19 protein-coding genes are annotated in these 17,503 nt (G+C 74.1%); 15 read left to right on the top strand and 4 right to left on the bottom strand.

Going from position 1 to position 17,503, the window contains the following annotated elements; translation table 11 throughout:
* The first annotated feature begins 183 nt into the window (after positions 1 to 183).
* The 6 genes from ABD067_RS19105 to ABD067_RS19080 are packed head-to-tail and all read left to right on the top strand — an operon-like array spanning position 184 to position 7,215.
* Positions 184 to 1,200, top strand: coding sequence for a sulfate ABC transporter substrate-binding protein (locus tag ABD067_RS19105; protein ID WP_343896969.1), 1,017 nt, complete (start codon positions 184 to 186; stop codon positions 1,198 to 1,200).
* Entirely contained in the window at positions 1,197 to 2,051 is an 855-nt protein-coding gene (gene cysT / locus ABD067_RS19100) for a sulfate ABC transporter permease subunit CysT (protein ID WP_343896968.1), read from the top strand. The genes ABD067_RS19105 and cysT overlap by 4 nt, the downstream gene beginning before the upstream one ends.
* Positions 2,048 to 2,905 (top strand): sulfate ABC transporter permease subunit CysW, encoded by an 858-nt coding sequence (gene cysW, locus ABD067_RS19095; RefSeq protein ID WP_343896967.1) that lies wholly within the window; start codon positions 2,048 to 2,050, stop codon positions 2,903 to 2,905. The genes cysT and cysW overlap by 4 nt, the downstream gene beginning before the upstream one ends.
* Positions 2,902 to 3,954: a sulfate/molybdate ABC transporter ATP-binding protein gene (locus ABD067_RS19090; RefSeq protein ID WP_343896966.1), complete on the top strand. Its 1,053-nt coding sequence runs from the start codon at positions 2,902 to 2,904 to the stop codon at positions 3,952 to 3,954. Before cysW ends, ABD067_RS19090 begins: the two co-directional genes overlap by 4 nt.
* Positions 3,955 to 3,999: 45 nt before the next feature.
* Positions 4,000 to 4,761 (top strand): urease accessory protein UreH domain-containing protein, encoded by a 762-nt coding sequence (locus tag ABD067_RS19085; RefSeq protein WP_343896965.1) that lies wholly within the window; start codon positions 4,000 to 4,002, stop codon positions 4,759 to 4,761.
* 54 nt (positions 4,762 to 4,815) lie between these two features.
* Positions 4,816 to 7,215 (top strand): heavy metal translocating P-type ATPase, encoded by a 2,400-nt coding sequence (locus tag ABD067_RS19080; RefSeq protein ID WP_343896964.1) that lies wholly within the window; start codon positions 4,816 to 4,818, stop codon positions 7,213 to 7,215.
* A 9-nt stretch (positions 7,216 to 7,224) separates the two neighbouring features.
* On the opposite strand, the gene ABD067_RS19075 is transcribed toward ABD067_RS19080, so the two are convergent.
* The 3 genes from ABD067_RS19075 to ABD067_RS19065 are packed head-to-tail and all read right to left on the bottom strand — an operon-like array spanning position 7,225 to position 9,022.
* The gene (locus ABD067_RS19075; protein ID WP_343896963.1) at positions 7,225 to 7,917 is read right to left on the bottom strand and encodes a DUF1971 domain-containing protein; all 693 of its coding nucleotides are present in this window, start codon (positions 7,915 to 7,917) and stop codon (positions 7,225 to 7,227) included.
* 17 nt (positions 7,918 to 7,934) lie between these two features.
* Positions 7,935 to 8,801 (bottom strand): DUF2189 domain-containing protein, encoded by an 867-nt coding sequence (locus ABD067_RS19070; protein WP_343896962.1) that lies wholly within the window; start codon positions 8,799 to 8,801, stop codon positions 7,935 to 7,937.
* Positions 8,798 to 9,022, bottom strand: coding sequence for a hypothetical protein (locus ABD067_RS19065; RefSeq protein ID WP_343896961.1), 225 nt, complete (start codon positions 9,020 to 9,022; stop codon positions 8,798 to 8,800). Before ABD067_RS19065 ends, ABD067_RS19070 begins: the two co-directional genes overlap by 4 nt.
* Before the next feature lie 128 nt (positions 9,023 to 9,150).
* Between ABD067_RS19065 and ccoN the strand changes: the two genes are divergently transcribed.
* The 9 genes from ccoN (at position 9,151) to ABD067_RS19020 (ending at position 16,470) form a co-directional block, all read left to right on the top strand.
* Positions 9,151 to 10,608: a cytochrome-c oxidase, cbb3-type subunit I gene (gene ccoN, locus ABD067_RS19060; protein ID WP_343896960.1), complete on the top strand. Its 1,458-nt coding sequence runs from the start codon at positions 9,151 to 9,153 to the stop codon at positions 10,606 to 10,608.
* 8 nt (positions 10,609 to 10,616) lie between these two features.
* Complete coding sequence (gene ccoO / locus ABD067_RS19055; RefSeq protein ID WP_343896959.1) at positions 10,617 to 11,381, top strand: cytochrome-c oxidase, cbb3-type subunit II; 765 nt, start codon at positions 10,617 to 10,619, stop codon at positions 11,379 to 11,381.
* Positions 11,382 to 11,394: 13 nt separating this feature from the next.
* Positions 11,395 to 11,577, top strand: coding sequence for a cbb3-type cytochrome c oxidase subunit 3 (locus tag ABD067_RS19050; RefSeq protein ID WP_343896957.1), 183 nt, complete (start codon positions 11,395 to 11,397; stop codon positions 11,575 to 11,577).
* A complete protein-coding gene (gene ccoP / locus ABD067_RS19045) occupies positions 11,574 to 12,443 on the top strand; it encodes a cytochrome-c oxidase, cbb3-type subunit III (RefSeq protein WP_343896956.1) in 870 nt (289 codons plus the stop codon). Before ABD067_RS19050 ends, ccoP begins: the two co-directional genes overlap by 4 nt.
* 11 nt (positions 12,444 to 12,454) lie before the next feature.
* Positions 12,455 to 12,925, top strand: a complete 471-nt coding sequence (locus ABD067_RS19040; RefSeq protein WP_343896955.1) for a FixH family protein — start codon at positions 12,455 to 12,457, stop codon at positions 12,923 to 12,925.
* Between the two features lie 19 nt (positions 12,926 to 12,944).
* Complete coding sequence (locus tag ABD067_RS19035; protein ID WP_343896954.1) at positions 12,945 to 13,109, top strand: hypothetical protein; 165 nt, start codon at positions 12,945 to 12,947, stop codon at positions 13,107 to 13,109.
* Positions 13,110 to 13,307: 198 nt separating this feature from the next.
* Positions 13,308 to 14,360, top strand: a complete 1,053-nt coding sequence (locus ABD067_RS19030; protein ID WP_343896953.1) for an NAD-dependent epimerase/dehydratase family protein — start codon at positions 13,308 to 13,310, stop codon at positions 14,358 to 14,360.
* A gap of 125 nt (positions 14,361 to 14,485) precedes the next feature.
* Complete coding sequence (locus ABD067_RS19025) at positions 14,486 to 15,868, top strand: leucyl aminopeptidase family protein (protein WP_343896952.1); 1,383 nt, start codon at positions 14,486 to 14,488, stop codon at positions 15,866 to 15,868.
* 173 nt (positions 15,869 to 16,041) lie between these two features.
* Positions 16,042 to 16,470 carry a MarR family winged helix-turn-helix transcriptional regulator gene (locus ABD067_RS19020; RefSeq protein WP_343896951.1) on the top strand — a complete coding sequence of 143 codons (429 nt, stop codon included), beginning with the start codon at positions 16,042 to 16,044 and terminating at the stop codon, positions 16,468 to 16,470.
* A 16-nt stretch (positions 16,471 to 16,486) separates the two neighbouring features.
* Here the strand turns inward: ABD067_RS19020 and ABD067_RS19015 are convergent, their stop codons facing one another.
* Positions 16,487 to 17,419 (bottom strand): 2-hydroxyacid dehydrogenase, encoded by a 933-nt coding sequence (locus ABD067_RS19015; RefSeq protein WP_343896950.1) that lies wholly within the window; start codon positions 17,417 to 17,419, stop codon positions 16,487 to 16,489.
* Positions 17,420 to 17,503 lie beyond the last annotated feature (84 nt).

Here is a 17,503-nt window from a genome sequence, read left to right as displayed (position 1 = left end):
CCGTGGAGGCTAGGCGTCCCGGAGCGGGAGCGGCAAGGCAAGCAGCAGCCGTTCAGGGGTTTGCGGCAGGCCGGTCGATTCGTGATGCGGCCGTATACGATTGCGCTTGATGATTTCGCTTTTCGATCAGCACAATTCCGGCTCAACACACGTATTCCACGGATGAAAAAGGGAGAATCTGCGATGGATCGTCTCTCCCGCCGATCCGTCCTCGCGGGCGGAGCTTCGGCCGGCCTGCTCGCCGCCGCGCCGGCCGGGGCGCAAGAGCGCACCCTGCTCAACGTGTCGTACGACCCGACGCGGGAATTCTACCGCGACGTGAACGCCGCCTTCGCCGCGGCCCGCCGGGAAGCGACGCGCGAGGCGGTGCGCGTCCGCATGTCGCATGGCGGCTCCGGCAGGCAGGCGCGGGCGGTGATGGACGGTCTGGAAGCGGACGTGGTGACGCTCGCCCTCGGCCACGACCTCGACGTGCTGGCCGAGGCCGGGCTGGTGTCGAAGGGCTGGCGCGAGGCCTTCCCGGCGCGCGCTGCGCCCTACCGCTCCACCATCGTGTTCCTCGTCCGCCGCGGCAACCCGAAGGCGATCCGCGACTGGGGCGACCTGGCCAAGCCCGGCGTCGGCGTCATCACGCCCAACCCGAAGACCTCCGGCGGGGCGCGCTGGAACTACCTGGCGGCCTGGGGCTGGGCCTTGTCGCAACCGGGCGGGGATGACGCGGCGGCGCGGGCGCTGCTGACCGGCATCTTCCGCAACGCGCCGGTGCTGGACACCGCCGCCCGCGGCGCCGCCACCACCTTCGCCCGCCGCAACATCGGCGACGTGCTTCTGGCCTGGGAGAACGAGGCGCACCTCGCCCTCGCCGAATCCGATCGCGGCGCCTTCGAGATCGTCGCCCCGTCCCGCTCCATCCTGGCCGAACCGCCGGTGGCGGTGGTGGAGCGGGTCGCCAACCGGCGCGGCACGCTGGAGCTGGCGCGGGCCTACCTCCAGTTTCTCTACACGCCCACGGCGCAGGCCTTGGCGGCGAAGCACCATTACCGCCCGACCGCGCCCGAGCACGCGGCCGCCGAGGACATGCGCAAGTTCCCGGACCTCGATCTGTTCACCATCGACGACGTGTTCGGCGGCTGGGCGAAGGCGCACGCCGCGCACTTCGCCGAGGGCGGCGAGTTCGACCGCATCATGGCGGCGCGATGAGCGCAACGGCGGCTGCCGGCGGCTTGCGCTTCCGCCGGCCCAGCGCGGTGCCGGGCTTCGGCCCGGCCTTCGGCATCGCCGCGACCGGCGTGACACTGTTGGTGCTGGCGCCGTTGGCGGCGCTGGTGCTGCGGGCCGCCGGGCAGAGTTGGGGGGAGTTCGCCGCCGCGGCCTTCTCCCCCCGCGCCCTCGCGGCCTACCGTCTGAGCTTCGGCGCCTCGGCGTTGGCGGCGCTGGTCAACCTCGTCGTGGGCCTGCTGTTGGCTTGGGTGCTGGTGCGCTACCGCTTCCCGCTGCGGCGCGTGGCGGACGCGCTGGTGGACCTGCCCTTCGCCCTGCCCACGGCCGTCGCCGGCGTGGCGCTGACCGCGATCTGCGCGCCGGACGGCTTGGCCGGGCGCGTCGCGGCGGAGTTCGGCGTGAAGCTCGCTTTTACCCCGACCGGCGTGTTCATCGCGCTGCTGTTCATCGGCCTGCCCTACGTGGTGCGGACGGTCCAGCCCGTGCTGGCCGACCTGGAGCCGGAGCTGGAGGAGGCGGCGGCGCTGCTCGGCGCCTCGCGCTGGCGCACCGTGACGCGGGTGGTGCTGCCGGCCCTGGCGCCGGCCGCCGCAGCCGGCCTCGCCTTGGCCTTCGCCCGCTCGGTCGGCGAGTACGGCTCCGTCATCTTCATCGCCGGCAACGTGCCGATGGTGAGCGAGATCGCGCCGCTGCTGGTCGTGGTGCAACTGGAGGAATACGACTACGGCGCCGCCACCGCCATAGCCGCGGTGCTGCTGGCGGCGAGCCTGGTGCTGCTGGCGATCGGCGCCGTGCTGCAACGGCGGCTGGAACGCGAGGGGGCCCGTTGAGCGGACCAGCGGCCCCTGGCGCCCGCCCGGCCTTGCGCGACCCCGGCCCGGTCGCCGCGGGGCTGATCGCCTTCGCCCTGCTGTGGCTCGCGCTGTTCCTGGTGCTGCCGCTGGCGGTGGTGGTGCAGGAGGCCTTCGCGCGCGGCTGGCCGGCCTTCCTCGCGGCGCTGCGCGACCCGGACGCGCTGGCCGCCATCCGGCTCACCCTCCTGGTGGCCGCCATCTCCGTGCCGGTGAACATCGTGCTCGGCGTTTCCGCGGCCTGGGCGGTCGCCAAGCACGAGTTCCGCGGCCGGTCGCTGCTGCTGGCGCTGCTGGACCTGCCGATCTCCGTCTCGCCCGTGGTGGCGGGCCTCGTCTTCGTGCTGCTGTTCGGCGCCCACGGCTGGTTCGGGCCGTGGCTGGCGGAGCGCGGGATCAAGATCATCTTCGCCCTGCCTGGCATGGTGCTGGCGACCGTGTTCGTCACCCTGCCCTACGTCGCCCGGACCATGATCCCGGTGATGCGCCGGCAGGGCGTGGAGGAGGAGGAGGCCGCCGCCACCCTCGGGGCCGGCGCCTGGACCACCCTCTTGCGCGTCAGCCTGCCCAACGCAGGGCTCGCCCTGCTCTACGGCGTGCTGTTGACCAACGCCCGCGCCATGGGCGAATTCGGCGCCGTCGCCGTCGTCTCCGGCAACATCCGGGGCGAGACCAACACCATGCCGCTGCACATCGAGATACTGCACAACGAGTACGACGAGGTGGGCGCCTTCTCCGTCGCCTTCCTGCTGGCGCTCCTCGCGGTCGTGACGCTCGTGCTGAAGGTGCTGCTGGAGCGCCGGATGGAACGCCGCGCCGGGGAGGGGGGATGACGCCGCATCCGGCGATCCGGGTGGAGGGGGTGGCGCGACGCTTCCCCGGCGGCCAGGGCGCCGCGCTCGACGGCGTTTCTCTGGAAACGCGGCCGGGCGAGCTGATGGCGCTGCTCGGTCCGTCCGGCTCCGGCAAGACCACGCTGCTCCGCGCGATCGCCGGGCTGGAGACTGTGGACGCGGGGCGCATCCTGCTCGACGGCGAGGACGCGACGCGCATCCCGGCGCGGCGGCGGCGGGTCGGCTTCGTGTTCCAGAACTACGCCCTGTTCCGGCACATGACGGTGTTCGAGAACGTGGCCTTCGGCCTCCGGGCCCGCCCCCGCCGCGACCGGCCGCCGGAGGGCGAGATCCGCGAACGGGTGCTGCGCCTGTTGGAGACGGTGCAGCTCGGCGGCTACGAAGGCCGGCGGCCGGGCGCGCTGTCGGGCGGGCAGCGGCAGCGTGTGGCCCTCGCCCGGGCGCTGGCGATCGAGCCGCGGCTGCTGCTGCTGGACGAGCCCTTCGGCGCGCTGGACGCCAAGGTGCGCCGCGAGCTGCGGCGGTGGCTGCGGGGGCTGCACGACCGGCTCGGCCTCACCACCGTCTTCGTCACCCACGACCAGGAGGAGGCGATGGAGCTGGCCGACCGGGTCGCCATCCTCAACCGCGGCCGGCTGGAGCAGGTCGGCGCGCCCGCCGAGGTCTACGACCGGCCCGCCACGCCCTTCGTCGCGGAGTTCCTGGGCGACGCGGTGCGCGTGCCGCCGGGGAGCGGCGTGCTGCCGCCGGGCGGCGCGGCGGCCAAGGGCGTCGCCCTGGTGCGCCCGCGCGACGTCGAGGTGGGGGCGCCCGGCTCCGGCGCCGGCGTGCCCGCCACCGTCCGCCGCAGCGTCGCCCGCGGCGCCGAGCGGCTGCTGCTGCTGGAACTCGACGACGGCACCCTCTTGGAAGCGGAGGTGTCGCGCGGCGGCGCGGGCGACGCCGACCTCCTGGCGCCCGGGAGCCCGGTGCGGGTCGGCGCCCGCGTGGCCCACCTGTTCCCCGACGGCGACGGCGGCGGCGTTTGATCTGCGTCACGCGGGCGAACCGCCGCCGTGCTACCGGATGCGGCCATGGATCTCGTCGCGCTGTGCGTCCACGACCTCGCCGCGCTGGGGCCGGGCGGCCTGGCCGCGCTCGGGGGGGCGCTGTTTCTGGCCGGGCTGGCCGGCGGCGCCACGCATTGCGCGGGCATGTGCGGGCCGTTCGTGCTGGCGCAGGTCGCGGCGCGCGCGGACGGGGCGATGGCGGGCGGCGCCCTCCGCCGGCTCGGCGGCGCGGCCTTGCTGCCCTACCACGCCGGGCGGCTGCTGGGGTACGCGCTGCTCGGCGCCGCGGCCGGCGGGGCGGCGGGGCTGCTCGCGGCCGCCGCCGGCTGGCGACCCTTGCTCGCGGCGCCGCTCGGGCTCGCGGCCGTTCTGATGCTGTCGCAAGGCGCCGCCCGCCTCGGGTTCCAGGTGCCGCTACCCCGCCCGCGCCTGCCTGTGCGCGTGTCGGAGGGTCTGGTGGGCCGGCTCCGCCCGCTGCTCCTCGCGCCTCACGGCTGGCGCGGGCCGTTGCTGCTCGGGCTGTCGCTGTCCGCGCTGCCCTGCGGGTTGCTTTACGGGGCGCTGGTCGCCGCCGCTTCGGCCGGCAGCGCGCTCGCCGGGGCGCTGGCCATGGCCGCCTTCGCCCTGGGCACGGTGCCGGCGCTGGTGGGCGTCGGGCTGCTCGGCCGCTTCTTCGGCCGGCGCTGGGCCGCGGCGCCGGGCTTCCGCCTGGCGGGCGCGGCGCTGTTCCTGCTGAACGGCGGCGTGCTGGGGGCGATGGCGCTGCGGATGCTCGCGGCCGCATAGGGCCTTGCTCCAGATCAAGGACGGCCGGTGGGTCCGGCGGCATCGTTCCGGGCGATGAGCCACATCCGCCCGGTCCCGCCGCCGTCCGCGGTCGCCTGCGCCCATTGCGGCGCGCCCGTTCCGCCCGGCGCCGACGGAACCTTCTGCTGCGCCGGTTGCGCGGGGGCGCACGCGATCGTCGCGGGCTTGGGGCTCGACGCCTTCTACAGCCGCCTTGATCCCGGCCTAGCCGCCGCGTCCCTCCGCCCCGCCGCCGCGGCGCCCGACACCGATTTCGCCGTCCGTGCCACGCGGCCGGAAGACACGGCGGGGACGACGCATTCGCTCGACCTCCTGGTGCCTGGCTTGCGCTGCGGCGCTTGCGTTTGGCTGCTCGAAGAAGCGCTGGCGGCGGAGCCGGACGTGCTGCGCGCCCGCGCTTCGCTGGCCGACCGGCGGCTGCGGCTTGTGTGGCGCGGGCCGGCGGAGCGGGCGGCGGCCTTGGCGGCGCTGCCGGCGCGGCTCGGCTTCGGCGTGGCGCCGTGGTCCGCCGCGTGCCTCCGCGCCGCCGAGGACGCAGAGGGGCGGGCGCTGCTGTCCGCGCTCGGCGTCGCCGCCTTCGGCGCGGCGAACGTGATGCTGCTCTCGGTGGCGATGTGGTTCGGCGGCGGCATGGGGGAGGGCACGCGCTGGTGGCTGCACGCGCTCACCGCCGCCATCGCCCTGCCGACAATCGCGGTGGCCGGCCTGCCCTTTTACCGGGGCGCCCTGGCCGGTCTCCGGGTGGGCCGCGCGACGATGGACCTCGCCGTGTCGCTCGGCGTGCTCGCCACCGCCGCGATGAGCCTGAGCGAGGCACTGCGCAACGGCCCCTACACGTGGTTCGACGGCGCCACGAGCCTGCTGGCGTTGCTGCTCGCCGGCCGCGTGCTGGACCGGGCGGCGCGCCGCCGGGCGCTGGGCGCCGTGTCCGGGCTGCTGGCGCTCGCCGAGGGCGAGGTCGCGCTGCTGGCTTCCGACGGCACCGCCCGCACGGCCCCCGCGGCCGACGCGCGCCCCGGCGACCGGGTGCTGGTGGCGCCGGGCGAGCGGCTCCGCTTGGACGGGGTTCTAGAAACCCCGGCCGATGGCGCATCGCCCGCGCTGCTGGACCTTTCGGCCGTGACCGGCGAGGCCATGCCCCAGCCCGCCGCGGCGGGGCAGGCTCTGCCGGCGGGCGCGGTGAACCTCGGCGCCGGCGCCCTGGTGGTGCGGGTGACGGCGGCCGCGGCCGATGGCTCGCTGGCAGCGCTCGCGCGCTTGGTGCGCCGGGCGGAGGCGGAGCGGGGCCGGCTCGGCGACCTCGCGGACCGGGCGGCGGCGCTCTACGTGCCGGCGGTCCATGCAGTGGCGGCGGGGACGTTCCTGCTGTGGTGGCTCCTCCTCGGCGCCGGCTGGCGGGAAGCGCTGGTGCCGGCGGTGGCGGTGCTGATCGTGACTTGCCCTTGCGGCCTCGCCATCGCGGTGCCGGCGGCGCGCGCGGTGGCGACGGGCGCGCTGTTCCGCCGCGGCGTGCTGGTGGCCTCCGGCAGCGCGCTCGAACGCTTGGCCGAAGCGGACCACGCCGTCTTGGACAAGACCGGCACCCTCACCGAAGGCCGCCCGTCCCTGCTGCCGGACCCGGCCCGTCCGGACGGGGCGCTGTTCGCCGCCGCCGCGCTCGCCCGGTGCAGCCGCCACCCGCTTTCGCGCGCCCTGGCCGAAGCCTGCCCGGACGCGCCGGCCGCGCCGGGGGTGGAGGAGGTGCCGGGCGCGGGTTTGCGCACGGCGGACGGGGCGCGGCTGGGCAGCGCCGCCTTTGTCGGCATCGACGCGCCAGAGGCCGGGGACGCGGCGCCCGGCCCCGTGTTGTGGTGGCGCGCCGCGCCCGGTGCGGCGCCCGTCGCGTTCCGCTTCGCCGACCCGCCCCGCCCGGACGCCGCCGAAGCGGTTTCGGCGCTGCGCCGCCTCGGCTTGGCAGCCGAGATCCTGTCCGGCGACTCCCCTGGCGCGGTGTCCGCCGTCGCCGCCGCGGTCGGCGTGGAGGAGTGGCGCGCCGGCGCTTCCCCGGCGGACAAGGCGACTCGGATCGAGGCGCTGCAGGCGGAGGGCCGCCGGCCGCTGATGGTGGGCGACGGCATCAACGACGCGGCGGCAATGGCGCTGGCGCACGCGTCGGCCAGCCCGGGCGGCGGCGCGGACTTGGCCCAGGACACGGCCGACTTCGTGCTGCGCGGGGGCGGGACGGCCGGCGGTTTGCTGCCGATGGCCGAAGCCGTGTCGGTGGCGCGTCGGTCGCGGCGCATCGCCCGGCAATCGCTCGGCTTCAGCTTGGCCTACAACCTCGTCGCGGTGCCGGCGGCGGTGGCCGGGCTGGTGACGCCGCTGGGCGCGGCCGTGGTGATGGCCACTTCCTCCCTCGCCGTGATCGGCAACGCGCTCCGCGCCGGGCGCTGATCCCGGTTCTCAGGAGGCGGGTTCCTCCGGCGCGCGGTGGAACTCGACCAAGAAGCGCACCGGGCCGAGCGGCTGGACCTCGTGCGGCGCGCCGGGTCCGACCACGCCCGGCGCGTGCGCGGGATCGAGCACCCGCTCCCCGGGCGGATCGAGCACGCGTAGGAGCAACCGGCCCTCCAGCACCCGAATCAGCCCCCAGGTGCCGGGCGCCGTGCGGTGCCGCCGCAGCAGCCCGGCCGGGACCGTGGCGTCGGTGAAGACGGGCGTGCTGCGGACCCGCTGGAGGCCCGGTGGCAGCGCGCCGGCTTCGGCCTCCTCCGCGCGGCGCCGGACGGGGAGCGGCTCGAACAGGCCCATGCGCAAGCTGCGGGCGATTGCCGCCGCGCGCTCCCGGAACAGCGCCGCCGCTTCCGGCGCCTGCGTTTCCGCGCAGGCCGCGTCGAACAAAGAGAGCCAGCGCCCGAACATCTCCGGCCGCAATTCCGGAAGCAGGCGGAGGTGGGCTTGGTACGGATTGCCGGTGTACCGGCCGGTTTGGCGCAGCATCACCTGCGACCAGAAATCCCGGAGGCGCGCGAGGTGCGGCGCCCAGTCCTCGTCGGTGGTGCCGACCGCCGCCGCGAAGACGGGACCGAGTTCGTCGTCCGCCCGGATCCGGGCGTAAAAGGCGGCGAGGAGGCGATCGATGTCCCCTTCCGTCACGGGCGGCGCGGGGGCGGTCAGCGCCCGTCCTCGCCCGGCGGCTCCACGAGGTCGCGGTAGGCGTGCCAAGTGGCGTGGCCGAGCAGCGGCAGCGCGAGGACCAACCCGAGGAAGCCCGGCAGCACGCCGAGCAGGGTGACCGCCACGATCACCGCCGCCCAGAGCGCCATCGTCACGGGGTTGGCGAGGCAGGCGCGCATGCTCGTCACCGCCGCCGTCACCGCGTCCATGGGGCGGTCGATCAGCATGGGCAGGCTCACCGCGCTCAGGCCGAACACGATGGACGCCAGCAGCGCGCCGATGGCCGTGCCTATAAGCGCGAAGTCCAGGTGCTCGCCCGACAGGAACGCGGTCTCCAGGAAGGCGCCGAGCGGCGGGATGTCGTCGCCGAGGAACAGCGCGGAGAGCATGGTCGCCACCCGCAGCCAGCCATAGAGGAACAGCATCAGCAGCGCGCCCATGAAGGCGATCTGGTAGGCGTTGCGGCGCAAGGCGGCGCGGGTGTGGGCGAAGGTGGGCCTCACCCCCGCCTCGTGCAGCCGGCTCACCTCATAGACGCCGATCGCCAGCAGCGGCGCGGCGAACATGAAGCCGGTGACGAGCGGGAGGATCAGCACCGCGTAGTCGGTGAGGAACACCGCGCCGGCCAGCGCCCAGCTCACCAGCGCGCAGCAGGCGCCGATGCCCAAGGACACGCCGGGGCTGCGCCACAGGTCGGCCCAGCCGGCGCGCAGCCAACGGAACACCGCGCCGGGGCCGACGCGCCGCACGTCCGGGCCGGTCTGCGCGAACTCGGCGGTGGCGCTCACCGGGTCCACAGCGGCGCCGACCGGCAAGTCCTCCCGCCGCGACGAGGGCGGCGGCGGCGTGGCGGCGCCGCTCACGGCAGCAACCTGTGCAGCAGGCGGGCGCCGAACAGCAGCCCGAACGCGGCGAAGAGCAGCCCGGACGCGTGGGTGTAGCCGTCGCCGGCGCGGGCCGCGAACAGCAGCCCGAACACCACCAGCGCCGCGACCAGCACGAACCAGGGCGCCGCGCCGATGAGGGCGGCGGACCCGCCGGCCTTCGTCCGGGCTCCCGCGGTCTCCTCGCCGATGGCCGCCATCCCGCACCTCCATAGCTACGTGGCCGCAGATTGCGCCGTGCCGGGCGTGGCGTCCTTGATCCAGCGCAATTCCGCCGTTGCGCCAGCGGGGTAGGGTCGCCGCGTCCGAGACAGGGGAGACACGCCGCATGGCTTCGGCCGTCGCTTACCAGAGCCCGCCCGCAGCGGTGGAGTACGACGACGGGATCGTGCGCCTGTTCGTCGCGGCCGCGCTGTTCTGGGGCGTGGTGGGCATGGCGATGGGCGTGCTCATCGCGGCGCAGATGGTGTTCCCGTCGCTGAACCTGGACCTGCCCTGGACCACCTTCGGGCGGCTGCGGCCCGTCCACACCAGCGGCGTGATCTTCGCCTTCGGCGGCAACGCCCTGATCGGCACCTCCTTCTACGTGGTGCAGCGCACCTGCCGGGCGCGGCTGCCCGGCCGCTTCGCCGCGGAGTTCGTGTTCTGGGGCTACCAGCTCTTCATCGTGCTGGCGGCGCTGGGCTACGTCATGGGCGCCACCGCCGGGCGCGAATACGCCGAGCCGGAATGGTTCGTGGACCTGTGGCTCGCCGTGGTGTGGCTCACCTACGGCGGCCTGTTCGTCGGCGTGCTGCTGCGCCGGACGGAGCCGCACATCTACGTGGCGAACTGGTTCTACCTCGCCTTCATCGTCACCATCACCTTGCTGCACGTGGTCAACAACCTTGCCGTGCCCGTGGCGTGGAACGAGGCCAAGTCCTACTCGCTCTTCGGCGGCGTGCAGGACGCGATGACGGAGTGGTGGTACGGCCACAACGCGGTGGGCTTTTTCCTGACCGCGGGCTTCCTCGGCATCATGTACTACTTCCTGCCCAAGCAGGCGGACGCGCCGATCTGGTCCTACCGGCTGTCCATCCTGTCCTTCTGGTCGCTGGTGTTCATGTACATGTGGGCGGGCCCGCACCACCTGCACTTCACCTCCTTGCCGGACTGGGTGCAGACGCTCGGCATGGCGTTCTCCATCATGCTGTGGATGCCGTCCTGGGCCTCCACGGTGAACGGCTTCATGACCGTCTCGGGCCGCTGGGACAGGCTGCGCACCGACCCGATCCTGCGCTTCATGATCGTGGCGGTGGTGTTCTACGGCGTCGCCACCTTCGAGGGGCCGCTGATGGGCGTGCGCACGGTCAACGGGCTGTCGCACTACACCGAATGGACCATCAGCCACGTCCACTCCGGCGCGCTCGGCTGGAACGGCTTCATCACCTTCGGCGCCATCTACTACCTGGTGCCGCGGCTGTGGGACCGCCCGGGCATGCACTCCCGCGCCGCGATCGAGTGGCACTTCTGGCTCGGCCTCGCCGGCATCATGCTCTACGTCACCGCCATGTGGGGCGCCGGCGTCCTGCAAGGCCTGATGTGGCGCGCCCACACCGAACTGGGCTTCCTCAAGTACTCCTTCATCGAGTCGGTGGAGGCGGCGCGCCCCTACTACGCGGTGCGGCTGCTCGGCGGCCTGCTCTACCTCTCCGGCTTCCTCGTGATGGTGTGGAACGTGCGCCGCACCATCGCCGGCGAACGCTTCGCGGCGCCCCGTCCCGCCGCCCTGGCCCCCGCGGAGTAGCGCCCACCATGTCCGGAACCACGACCCCGCCCCCTCGCCCGCGCCGCTTCGCCGCGCTCCACGGCCGCATCGAGCGCCGGGCCCTGGTCTTCGTGCTGGCCATCTTCGGCGTGTCCGCCGTGGGCGGCCTGGTGGAGATCGCGCCGCTCTTCGCGCTGGAGAACACCGTGGAGCGCGTGTCCGGCGTGCGCCCGTACACGCCGCTGGAACTCGCGGGCCGGGACGTTTACGTGCGCGAAGGCTGCTACACCTGCCACAGCCAGCAGATCCGGCCCTTCCGCGACGAGGTGGAGCGCTACGGCGCCTACAGCCTCGCCGCCGAGAGCGTGTACGACCACCCGTTCCAGTGGGGCTCCAAGCGCACCGGGCCGGACCTCGCGCGCGTCGGCGGGCGCTACTCCGACGCCTGGCACGTGCAGCATCTGCAAGCGCCGCGCTCGGTGGTGCCGAGCTCCATCATGCCGGCCTACGCCTTCCTGTCCGACGCGCCCTTGGCGCCGGAGCGGGTCGGCCGCCATCTGGTCGCCAACCGCCGCGTGGGCGTGCCCTATTCGGAGGAGATGGTGCGCGAGGCCGCCGCCGACATGCGCGCCCAGGCCGACCCGGACGCCGACCCGTCCGGGCTGCAAGCGCGCTACCCCGGCGCGCAGCAGCGCAACTTCGACGGCCGGCCGGGCCTCACCGAAATGGACGCGCTGGTCGCCTACCTCCAGGTGCTCGGCACCATGGCCGAATTCGATTGGCGCCGGCCCGACCCGGCGATGCTGCGGTAGGACGGCGCGCCCCATGCCCGATGCCATCGTGATCCTCCGCGCCGCCGTGCTGGTGCTGCTGGTGGCCGCCTCCGTGGCGCTGCTGGTGTGGCTGCTGCGGCCCAAGGTGCGCCGCCAGCTCGACGACGCCGCGCTCATCCCCTTCCGGGACGAGGGGCGGCTGCCCAATGGCCAGGGACGGGAGGACCGCCGGTGAGCGCCGCGGAGAAGGACCCCAACGCGCCGGAGCGGCACGGGCCGCCGACCTTCGACGGCATCCGCGAGCTGGACAGCAACCCGCCCCGGCTCTGGACCTACCTCTTCCTCCTGTGCTGCGGCGCGGCGGTGTGGCTGCTCGTCGCCTACCCGGCGATTCCCTGGTTCTCCGGCGCGACCGGGGGCGTCTTCGGGTGGAGTTCGCGGAACGAGCTGGCGGGCTCGGTGGAGCGGGCCGAGGCGGCGGCGCCCGACATCGCCCGGCGCTTCGCCGCGGCGTCCCTGGAGGAGGCGGAGGCGGACCCGGCGCTGCGCGCCTACGCGGTGGCCGGCGGCCACGCCGCCTGGGGGCAGAACTGCGCCCCCTGCCACGGGAAGGACGGCGCCGGCACGGCCGGTTTCCCGAACCTGCGCGACCGCGATTGGCTTTGGGGCGGCACACCCGAAGCCATCCAGCGGACGCTGCACGTCGGCATCCGCTGGCCCGGCGAGGCGGAAACGCGCACCAGCCTGATGCCCGCCTTCGGCGCCGCGAAGATGCTGGACCGGCCGGCGGTGCAGGCGCTGGTGGAGCACGTGCGCGCCTTGTCCGGCCAGGAGCACGACGCCGCGGCGGCCGAGCGCGGCGCGCCGGTCTACGCGGAGCAGTGCGCGAGCTGCCACGGCGAGCGCGGCGAGGGCAACCAGGAGTTCGGCGCGCCGCGACTGTCCGACGACTCGTGGCTCTACGGCGGCAGCCGGGACGCGGTCTACAAGACCATCTGGAGCTCGCGGTCCGGCGTGATGCCCGCCTTCGGCAACCGGCTGAGCGAGGACACGATCCGCAAGCTCGTGGTGTACGTCCGCGCCTTCGGGGGCGGCGAGTGAGGGGCCCGGCGATGGCGGAGCCGCCGCGCAAATCCCACTGGATACCCTGGACGATCGCGGGCGCCTTCGCGGCGATCGTCGCGGCGGACGCGGCGATGATCACCCTCGCGGTGCGGTCCGATCCCGGTCTCGTGGCGGGCGCGCCGGCGCGGCTGGGCACGGGCAACGTCCTGCCGCCGGCGACCGGGCTGCGCCTGGACGCGGCGCCGGCCGGCGGCGCGGTGGAGGCGCGGTTGCGCGACCGGGACGGGCGCCCGGTGCCCGCAGCCGCCGTGACCGGCGCGGTGCAGCGGGCCACGGACGCCGGCGCCGACGCGCCGCTCGCCTTCTCCCCGGCGCGGTCCGGCCCTGGGGACGGCGGCGCCCCGCCCTGGTGCGCGACCCTTCCGGAGCTCCCCGCCGGGGCCTGGGACGTGGCGCTGCGGGCGCACGACGGCGCCGGCAACGTCCTCGCCACCGCGACGCTCCGGCTGCGCCGCTAGGCGGGATGAAGGAACCCCCATGGCCGCATCGACCCTCCTCGCTTTCTTTGCCGTCATCGCGTGCTTCTTCTGGTGGTGGCGCGTCCGCACCACCGCCACCGCCGGCTTGGCGGTGGTCGCGGTAGCCACCCTGGTCGTGGTGGTGTTCTTCCTGATGGCGGCCCCCCACCCCGCCTCGAACTGAGGCGCCGAGGCCGCCGGCCGGCCCCGTCGGTCCGGCTCCGGCGCGCCTGGGGGCGTCCCGGCGCTGCTGACCGCCCTCGGCGGCCCGCCCGGACTTGAAGACCAAACGGCCGTAGTGCCGATCAGTTGAATACCGCGCCACAGCGTTTCGCCGCTAAAACGCTGTCCGACAGCAGCGGCATCAGAGAAGGCACCTCCCTTGCGCATCCTCATCACCGGCAACATGGGCTATGTCGGCCCCGTCGTCGCCGCGCACCTGCGCGCCACCCTGCCGGGCGTCGAGCTGATCGGCTACGACGCCGGCTTCTTCGCCCACTGCCTGACCACCCCGGGCCCGTTGCCCGAGCGGGTGCTGGACGCGCAGCACTTCGGCGACGTGCGGGCGATCCCCCCGGCCCTGCTCAAAGGCGTGGACGCGCTGGTCCACCTCGCGGCCGTCTCCAACGACCCGATGGGCCTCCGCTTCGAGGCGGTGACGGACGAGATCAACCACCGCGCCAGCCTCCAGGTCGCGGAAGCGGCGCGGGACGCCGGCGTGAAGCGCTTCGTCTTCGCCTCCTCATGCAGCGTGTACGGCCTTGCCGCCGGCGACGCGCGGAAGGAGACCGATCCGCTGAACCCGCTGACGGCTTACGCCCGGTCCAAGATCGCGGCGGAAGAGGGGCTGAAGCAGATGGACCGCGGCCGCATGGGCGTGACCTGCCTGCGCTTCGCGACCGCGTGCGGCATGTCGCCCCGCCTGCGCCTGGACCTCGTGCTGAACGACTTCGTGGCCGGCGCGCTCGCCAACGGCGAGGTGTCCGTGCTGTCGGACGGCTCGCCCTGGCGCCCGCTGATCGACGTGCGGGACATGGCGCGCGCCATCGAATGGGCCATCACGGGCGGCGGGGTGGAGCCGGGCGGGTTCCTCTCCATCAACGCCGGCAGCGACGACTGGAACGTGCAGGTGCGCGACTTGGCGCGCGCGGTGGCGGCCGGGACGCCGGGCACCAAGGTCTCCATCAACACGGACGCGCCGCCGGACAAGCGCTCCTACCGGGTGGACTTCTCCCTGTTCCGGAAGATGGCGCCGGACCACCAGCCGCGCGTCACCCTGGCGGACAGCGTGAACAGGCTGCGCGACGGCCTCAACGCCGTGGGCTTCGCCGACAAAGACTTCCGCTCCTCGCAGCAGATCCGGCTGAAGGTGCTGGACCGGCACATGGCGGACGGGCGGCTCGGCGAAGACCTGCGCTGGACGCGCGCCGACTGAGCGGCGGAACGGCCGCGACGGGACGCTGGACAAGCGCCCGGATCACGGCCATGTGACTGAGAGCCGGAGCGAATCGGGTCCGCAGCGGCCCCGGCGTCTCCGGCTCCCGGGAACACGGTCGCTCCATGCTCCATTGCCTCGCGGAACCGGACGGGTCCGCCCTCCCCCTCCATGTCGTGACACCCGGCGGACTGGATGCGCTGTTGCGCCGGTTGCCGGCGGGCGCCGCGGCGTTCGTGTCAGCGAGCGGTTTCGCCGCCGAAGCGCAGGAATTGGCGCTGCTGCCCGGCGAGGACGGCCTCGCCGGCGCGGTGCTGGGCCTCGGCGGCGCGCCGCCCGACCCGTGGTCCTTCGGCGCGCTGCCGAACAAGCTGCCGGCCGGTAGCGCGTGGCGCTTCGCCGAGCCCGGCGGGTGGGCCTCGGACGCCGCGCTCGGCTGGTGCCTGGGCGCGTACCGCTTCACGAAGTTCAAGCCGGCCAAGCGGGAGGCCGCGCGGCTGGTGCCGCCGCCAGGGACGGAGCGCGCCATCGACACCGCCGCCGCCGCGTGGCGGGCGCGCGACCTGATCAACACGCCGGCCAACCTGCTCGGCCCTGCGGAGTTGGCCGCCGCGGTGGGGGAGGTGGCGGCGGCGCATGGCGCGCGCTTCTCGACCGTCGAAGGCGAGGCGTTGGCGGAGGGCTTCCCGGCGCTGGCCGCGGTGGGCCGGAGCAGCCCGCGGGCGCCGCGCGTGGCCGTGCTGGAATGGGGGGAGGCGGATCATCCCCTGGTGGCGCTCTGCGGCAAAGGGGTCTGCTTCGACACGGGCGGCCTCGACCTCAAGCCCTCCTCCGCCATGCTGCGGATGAAGAAGGACATGGGCGGCGCGGCCGTGGCGCTGGGCGTGGCGGAAGCCGCGATGCGCGCCCGTCTGCCGGTGCGGCTCCTCCTGCTGGTGGGCGCGGTGGAGAACGCCGTCTCGGGCGACGCCTTCCGGCCGCTCGACGTGCTGCGAACCCGCGCCGGCCTGACGGTGGAGGTCGGCAACACCGACGCGGAAGGCCGGCTGGTCCTGGCCGACCTGCTGGCCTTCGCCGCGGAGCGGCGACCCGATCTGGCGATCGACTTCGCCACGCTCACGGGCGCGGCGCGGGTGGCGCTCGGGCCGGACCTGCCGGCGCTGTTCACCCCGGACGACGCGCTGGCGGAAGCGCTGCTGACCGCCGGCCGCGCCGCGTCCGATCCCCTTTGGCGATTGCCGCTGCACGCGGGCTACGCGGGCTGGCTCGACAGCCCGGTGGCGGACCTCAACAACGTCAGCGCGAAACCCATGGCGGGCGCGGTCATCGGGGCTTTGTTTCTTCAAAGGTTTGTTCCCGACGCAACCAGATGGGCCCATTTGGACCTTTACGCTTGGAACGACTCAACGCGCCCCGGCCGTCCAGAAGGTGGAGAAACACAAGGAATGAGAGCCGTTGTGGCGCTGATTGAGACTCTTCCGGGGCTGTTACAGGGGTCGGGCAGGTAACGAAAACGAGATGACGCAGAAACTTTGCCACCGCACAGCACCTGTCGGATACGTAATGCGTTATACAATTGCCGCAGTGACGTTGGTGGTGAGTGCTTCGCCTGTTCCCGACAACCGCGGCGGCCGGCAATACGCCGATCCCTGCACAGCCCCGAAGGGCAAGAGGATTTAAGATGGCGGTACAGAGCAACCCAGACCAGCTCGTCGGCATCCTCCGGGATACCGTTGTCGCGCTGGTGCGGCGGGACGGCCCGGACCTCTCCGCGCGGCAGCTCGGCGTCTTCCTGACGGTTTACCTCACGGACGGCCCCCATACCGTCCGCGGCTTGGCGGCGGAGCTGAACGTGTCCAAGCCGGCCATCACCCGCGCTTTGGACCGCCTCGGCGAACTCGACCTGGCGCGCCGCAAGGTGGACCCCATGGACCGGCGCAGCGTGATCGTGCAGCGCACGCTTAAGGGCACGGCCTTCCTCCGCGACATGCGGCAGATCATGGTCGAGGCCGAGGCCGTGGTGCGCGAGATGCCGCCGCCGGCCGAGGTCGCCAACGCCGATACGGCGGCGGCGCGCGGCACCGCCGAGGCCCCCCGGAAGGCGAGCTGACCTTCCTCTCCGAAGGTCAATAGCCCGCACCGAAGTCCACGAGGTTGAGAGGCGGCCGCCCGGACCGGGCGCGCCGCAGGTTCTCGACCACCTGCGGCGCGGCGCTGGACGGGATGGTGATGCTGGCCGCGTGCGGCGTCATCACCACCCGCGGGTGCGACCAGAAGGGGTGGTCCGGCGGAAGCGGCTCCGGCTCGAACACGTCGAGCGCCGCGGCCGCGATCCGGCCGCCGTCCAGCGCCGCCAGCAGGTCGTCCTGGACGACGTGCCCGCCCCGCGCGGCGTTGAGCAGGAATGCCCCGTGCGGCAGCAGGCCGAGGGCGCGCCGGTCCAAGATGCCTCGCGTCTCGGGCGTCAACGGCAACAGGCACACCAGGATGTCGGCGCGACGGAGCATCGCGTCGAAGCCTTCCGGGCCGTGGAAGCGCTCCACGCCGGGCCGGTCCTTGGGGCTGCGCGACCAACCCATCACCGGAAAGCCCAGCGCCGCCAGCGCCGCCGCGGCCGCGCCGCCCAACTCGCCCAAGCCCAGGATGCCGACGCGGCGCGAGGCGGTGTCCGGGGCAGGCAACTCCTCCCAGCGGCGCGCGGCCTGGAGGGCGCGGTACTCCAGGTCTTGCCGGTGGAAGCGCAGCACGTTCAGTAGCACCCACTCGGTCATGCCCTGGGTGAGGCGCGCGTCCTTCAGCCGCGCGACCGGCACGCCGGGCGGGGGTCCGGGCGGGCGTAGCAGATGGTCCACGCCGGCGCCCATGGAGACGACCAGCCGCAGGTTCGGGTAGCGGCGCAGCTCCGCCATGTCGTGCGAGGTCCAGACCACCGCGGCCTCGACGGCGGCGGGGTCGCCGGCATCGGGGAACATGCGGATGTCGAGGCCGGGATCCTCCGCCAACAAGGCGGCGCGCCAATCTTCCATGGCGGCGGGGTCGGTCGAAAGGAGGACGGCCATGCTTCGGCTCCGGCGGCTTGCGTGTGCGGCTAAGGCCGGCAGTGTCCCCATTCGCGCCCCGGCGCACAAACCGCCCTTCCTGGC

The organism is Craurococcus roseus, assembly GCF_039523795.1.
GTDB classification, from domain to species: domain Bacteria; phylum Pseudomonadota; class Alphaproteobacteria; order Acetobacterales; family Acetobacteraceae; genus Craurococcus; species Craurococcus roseus.
This window is presented reverse-complemented; position numbering and strand designations above follow the sequence as displayed.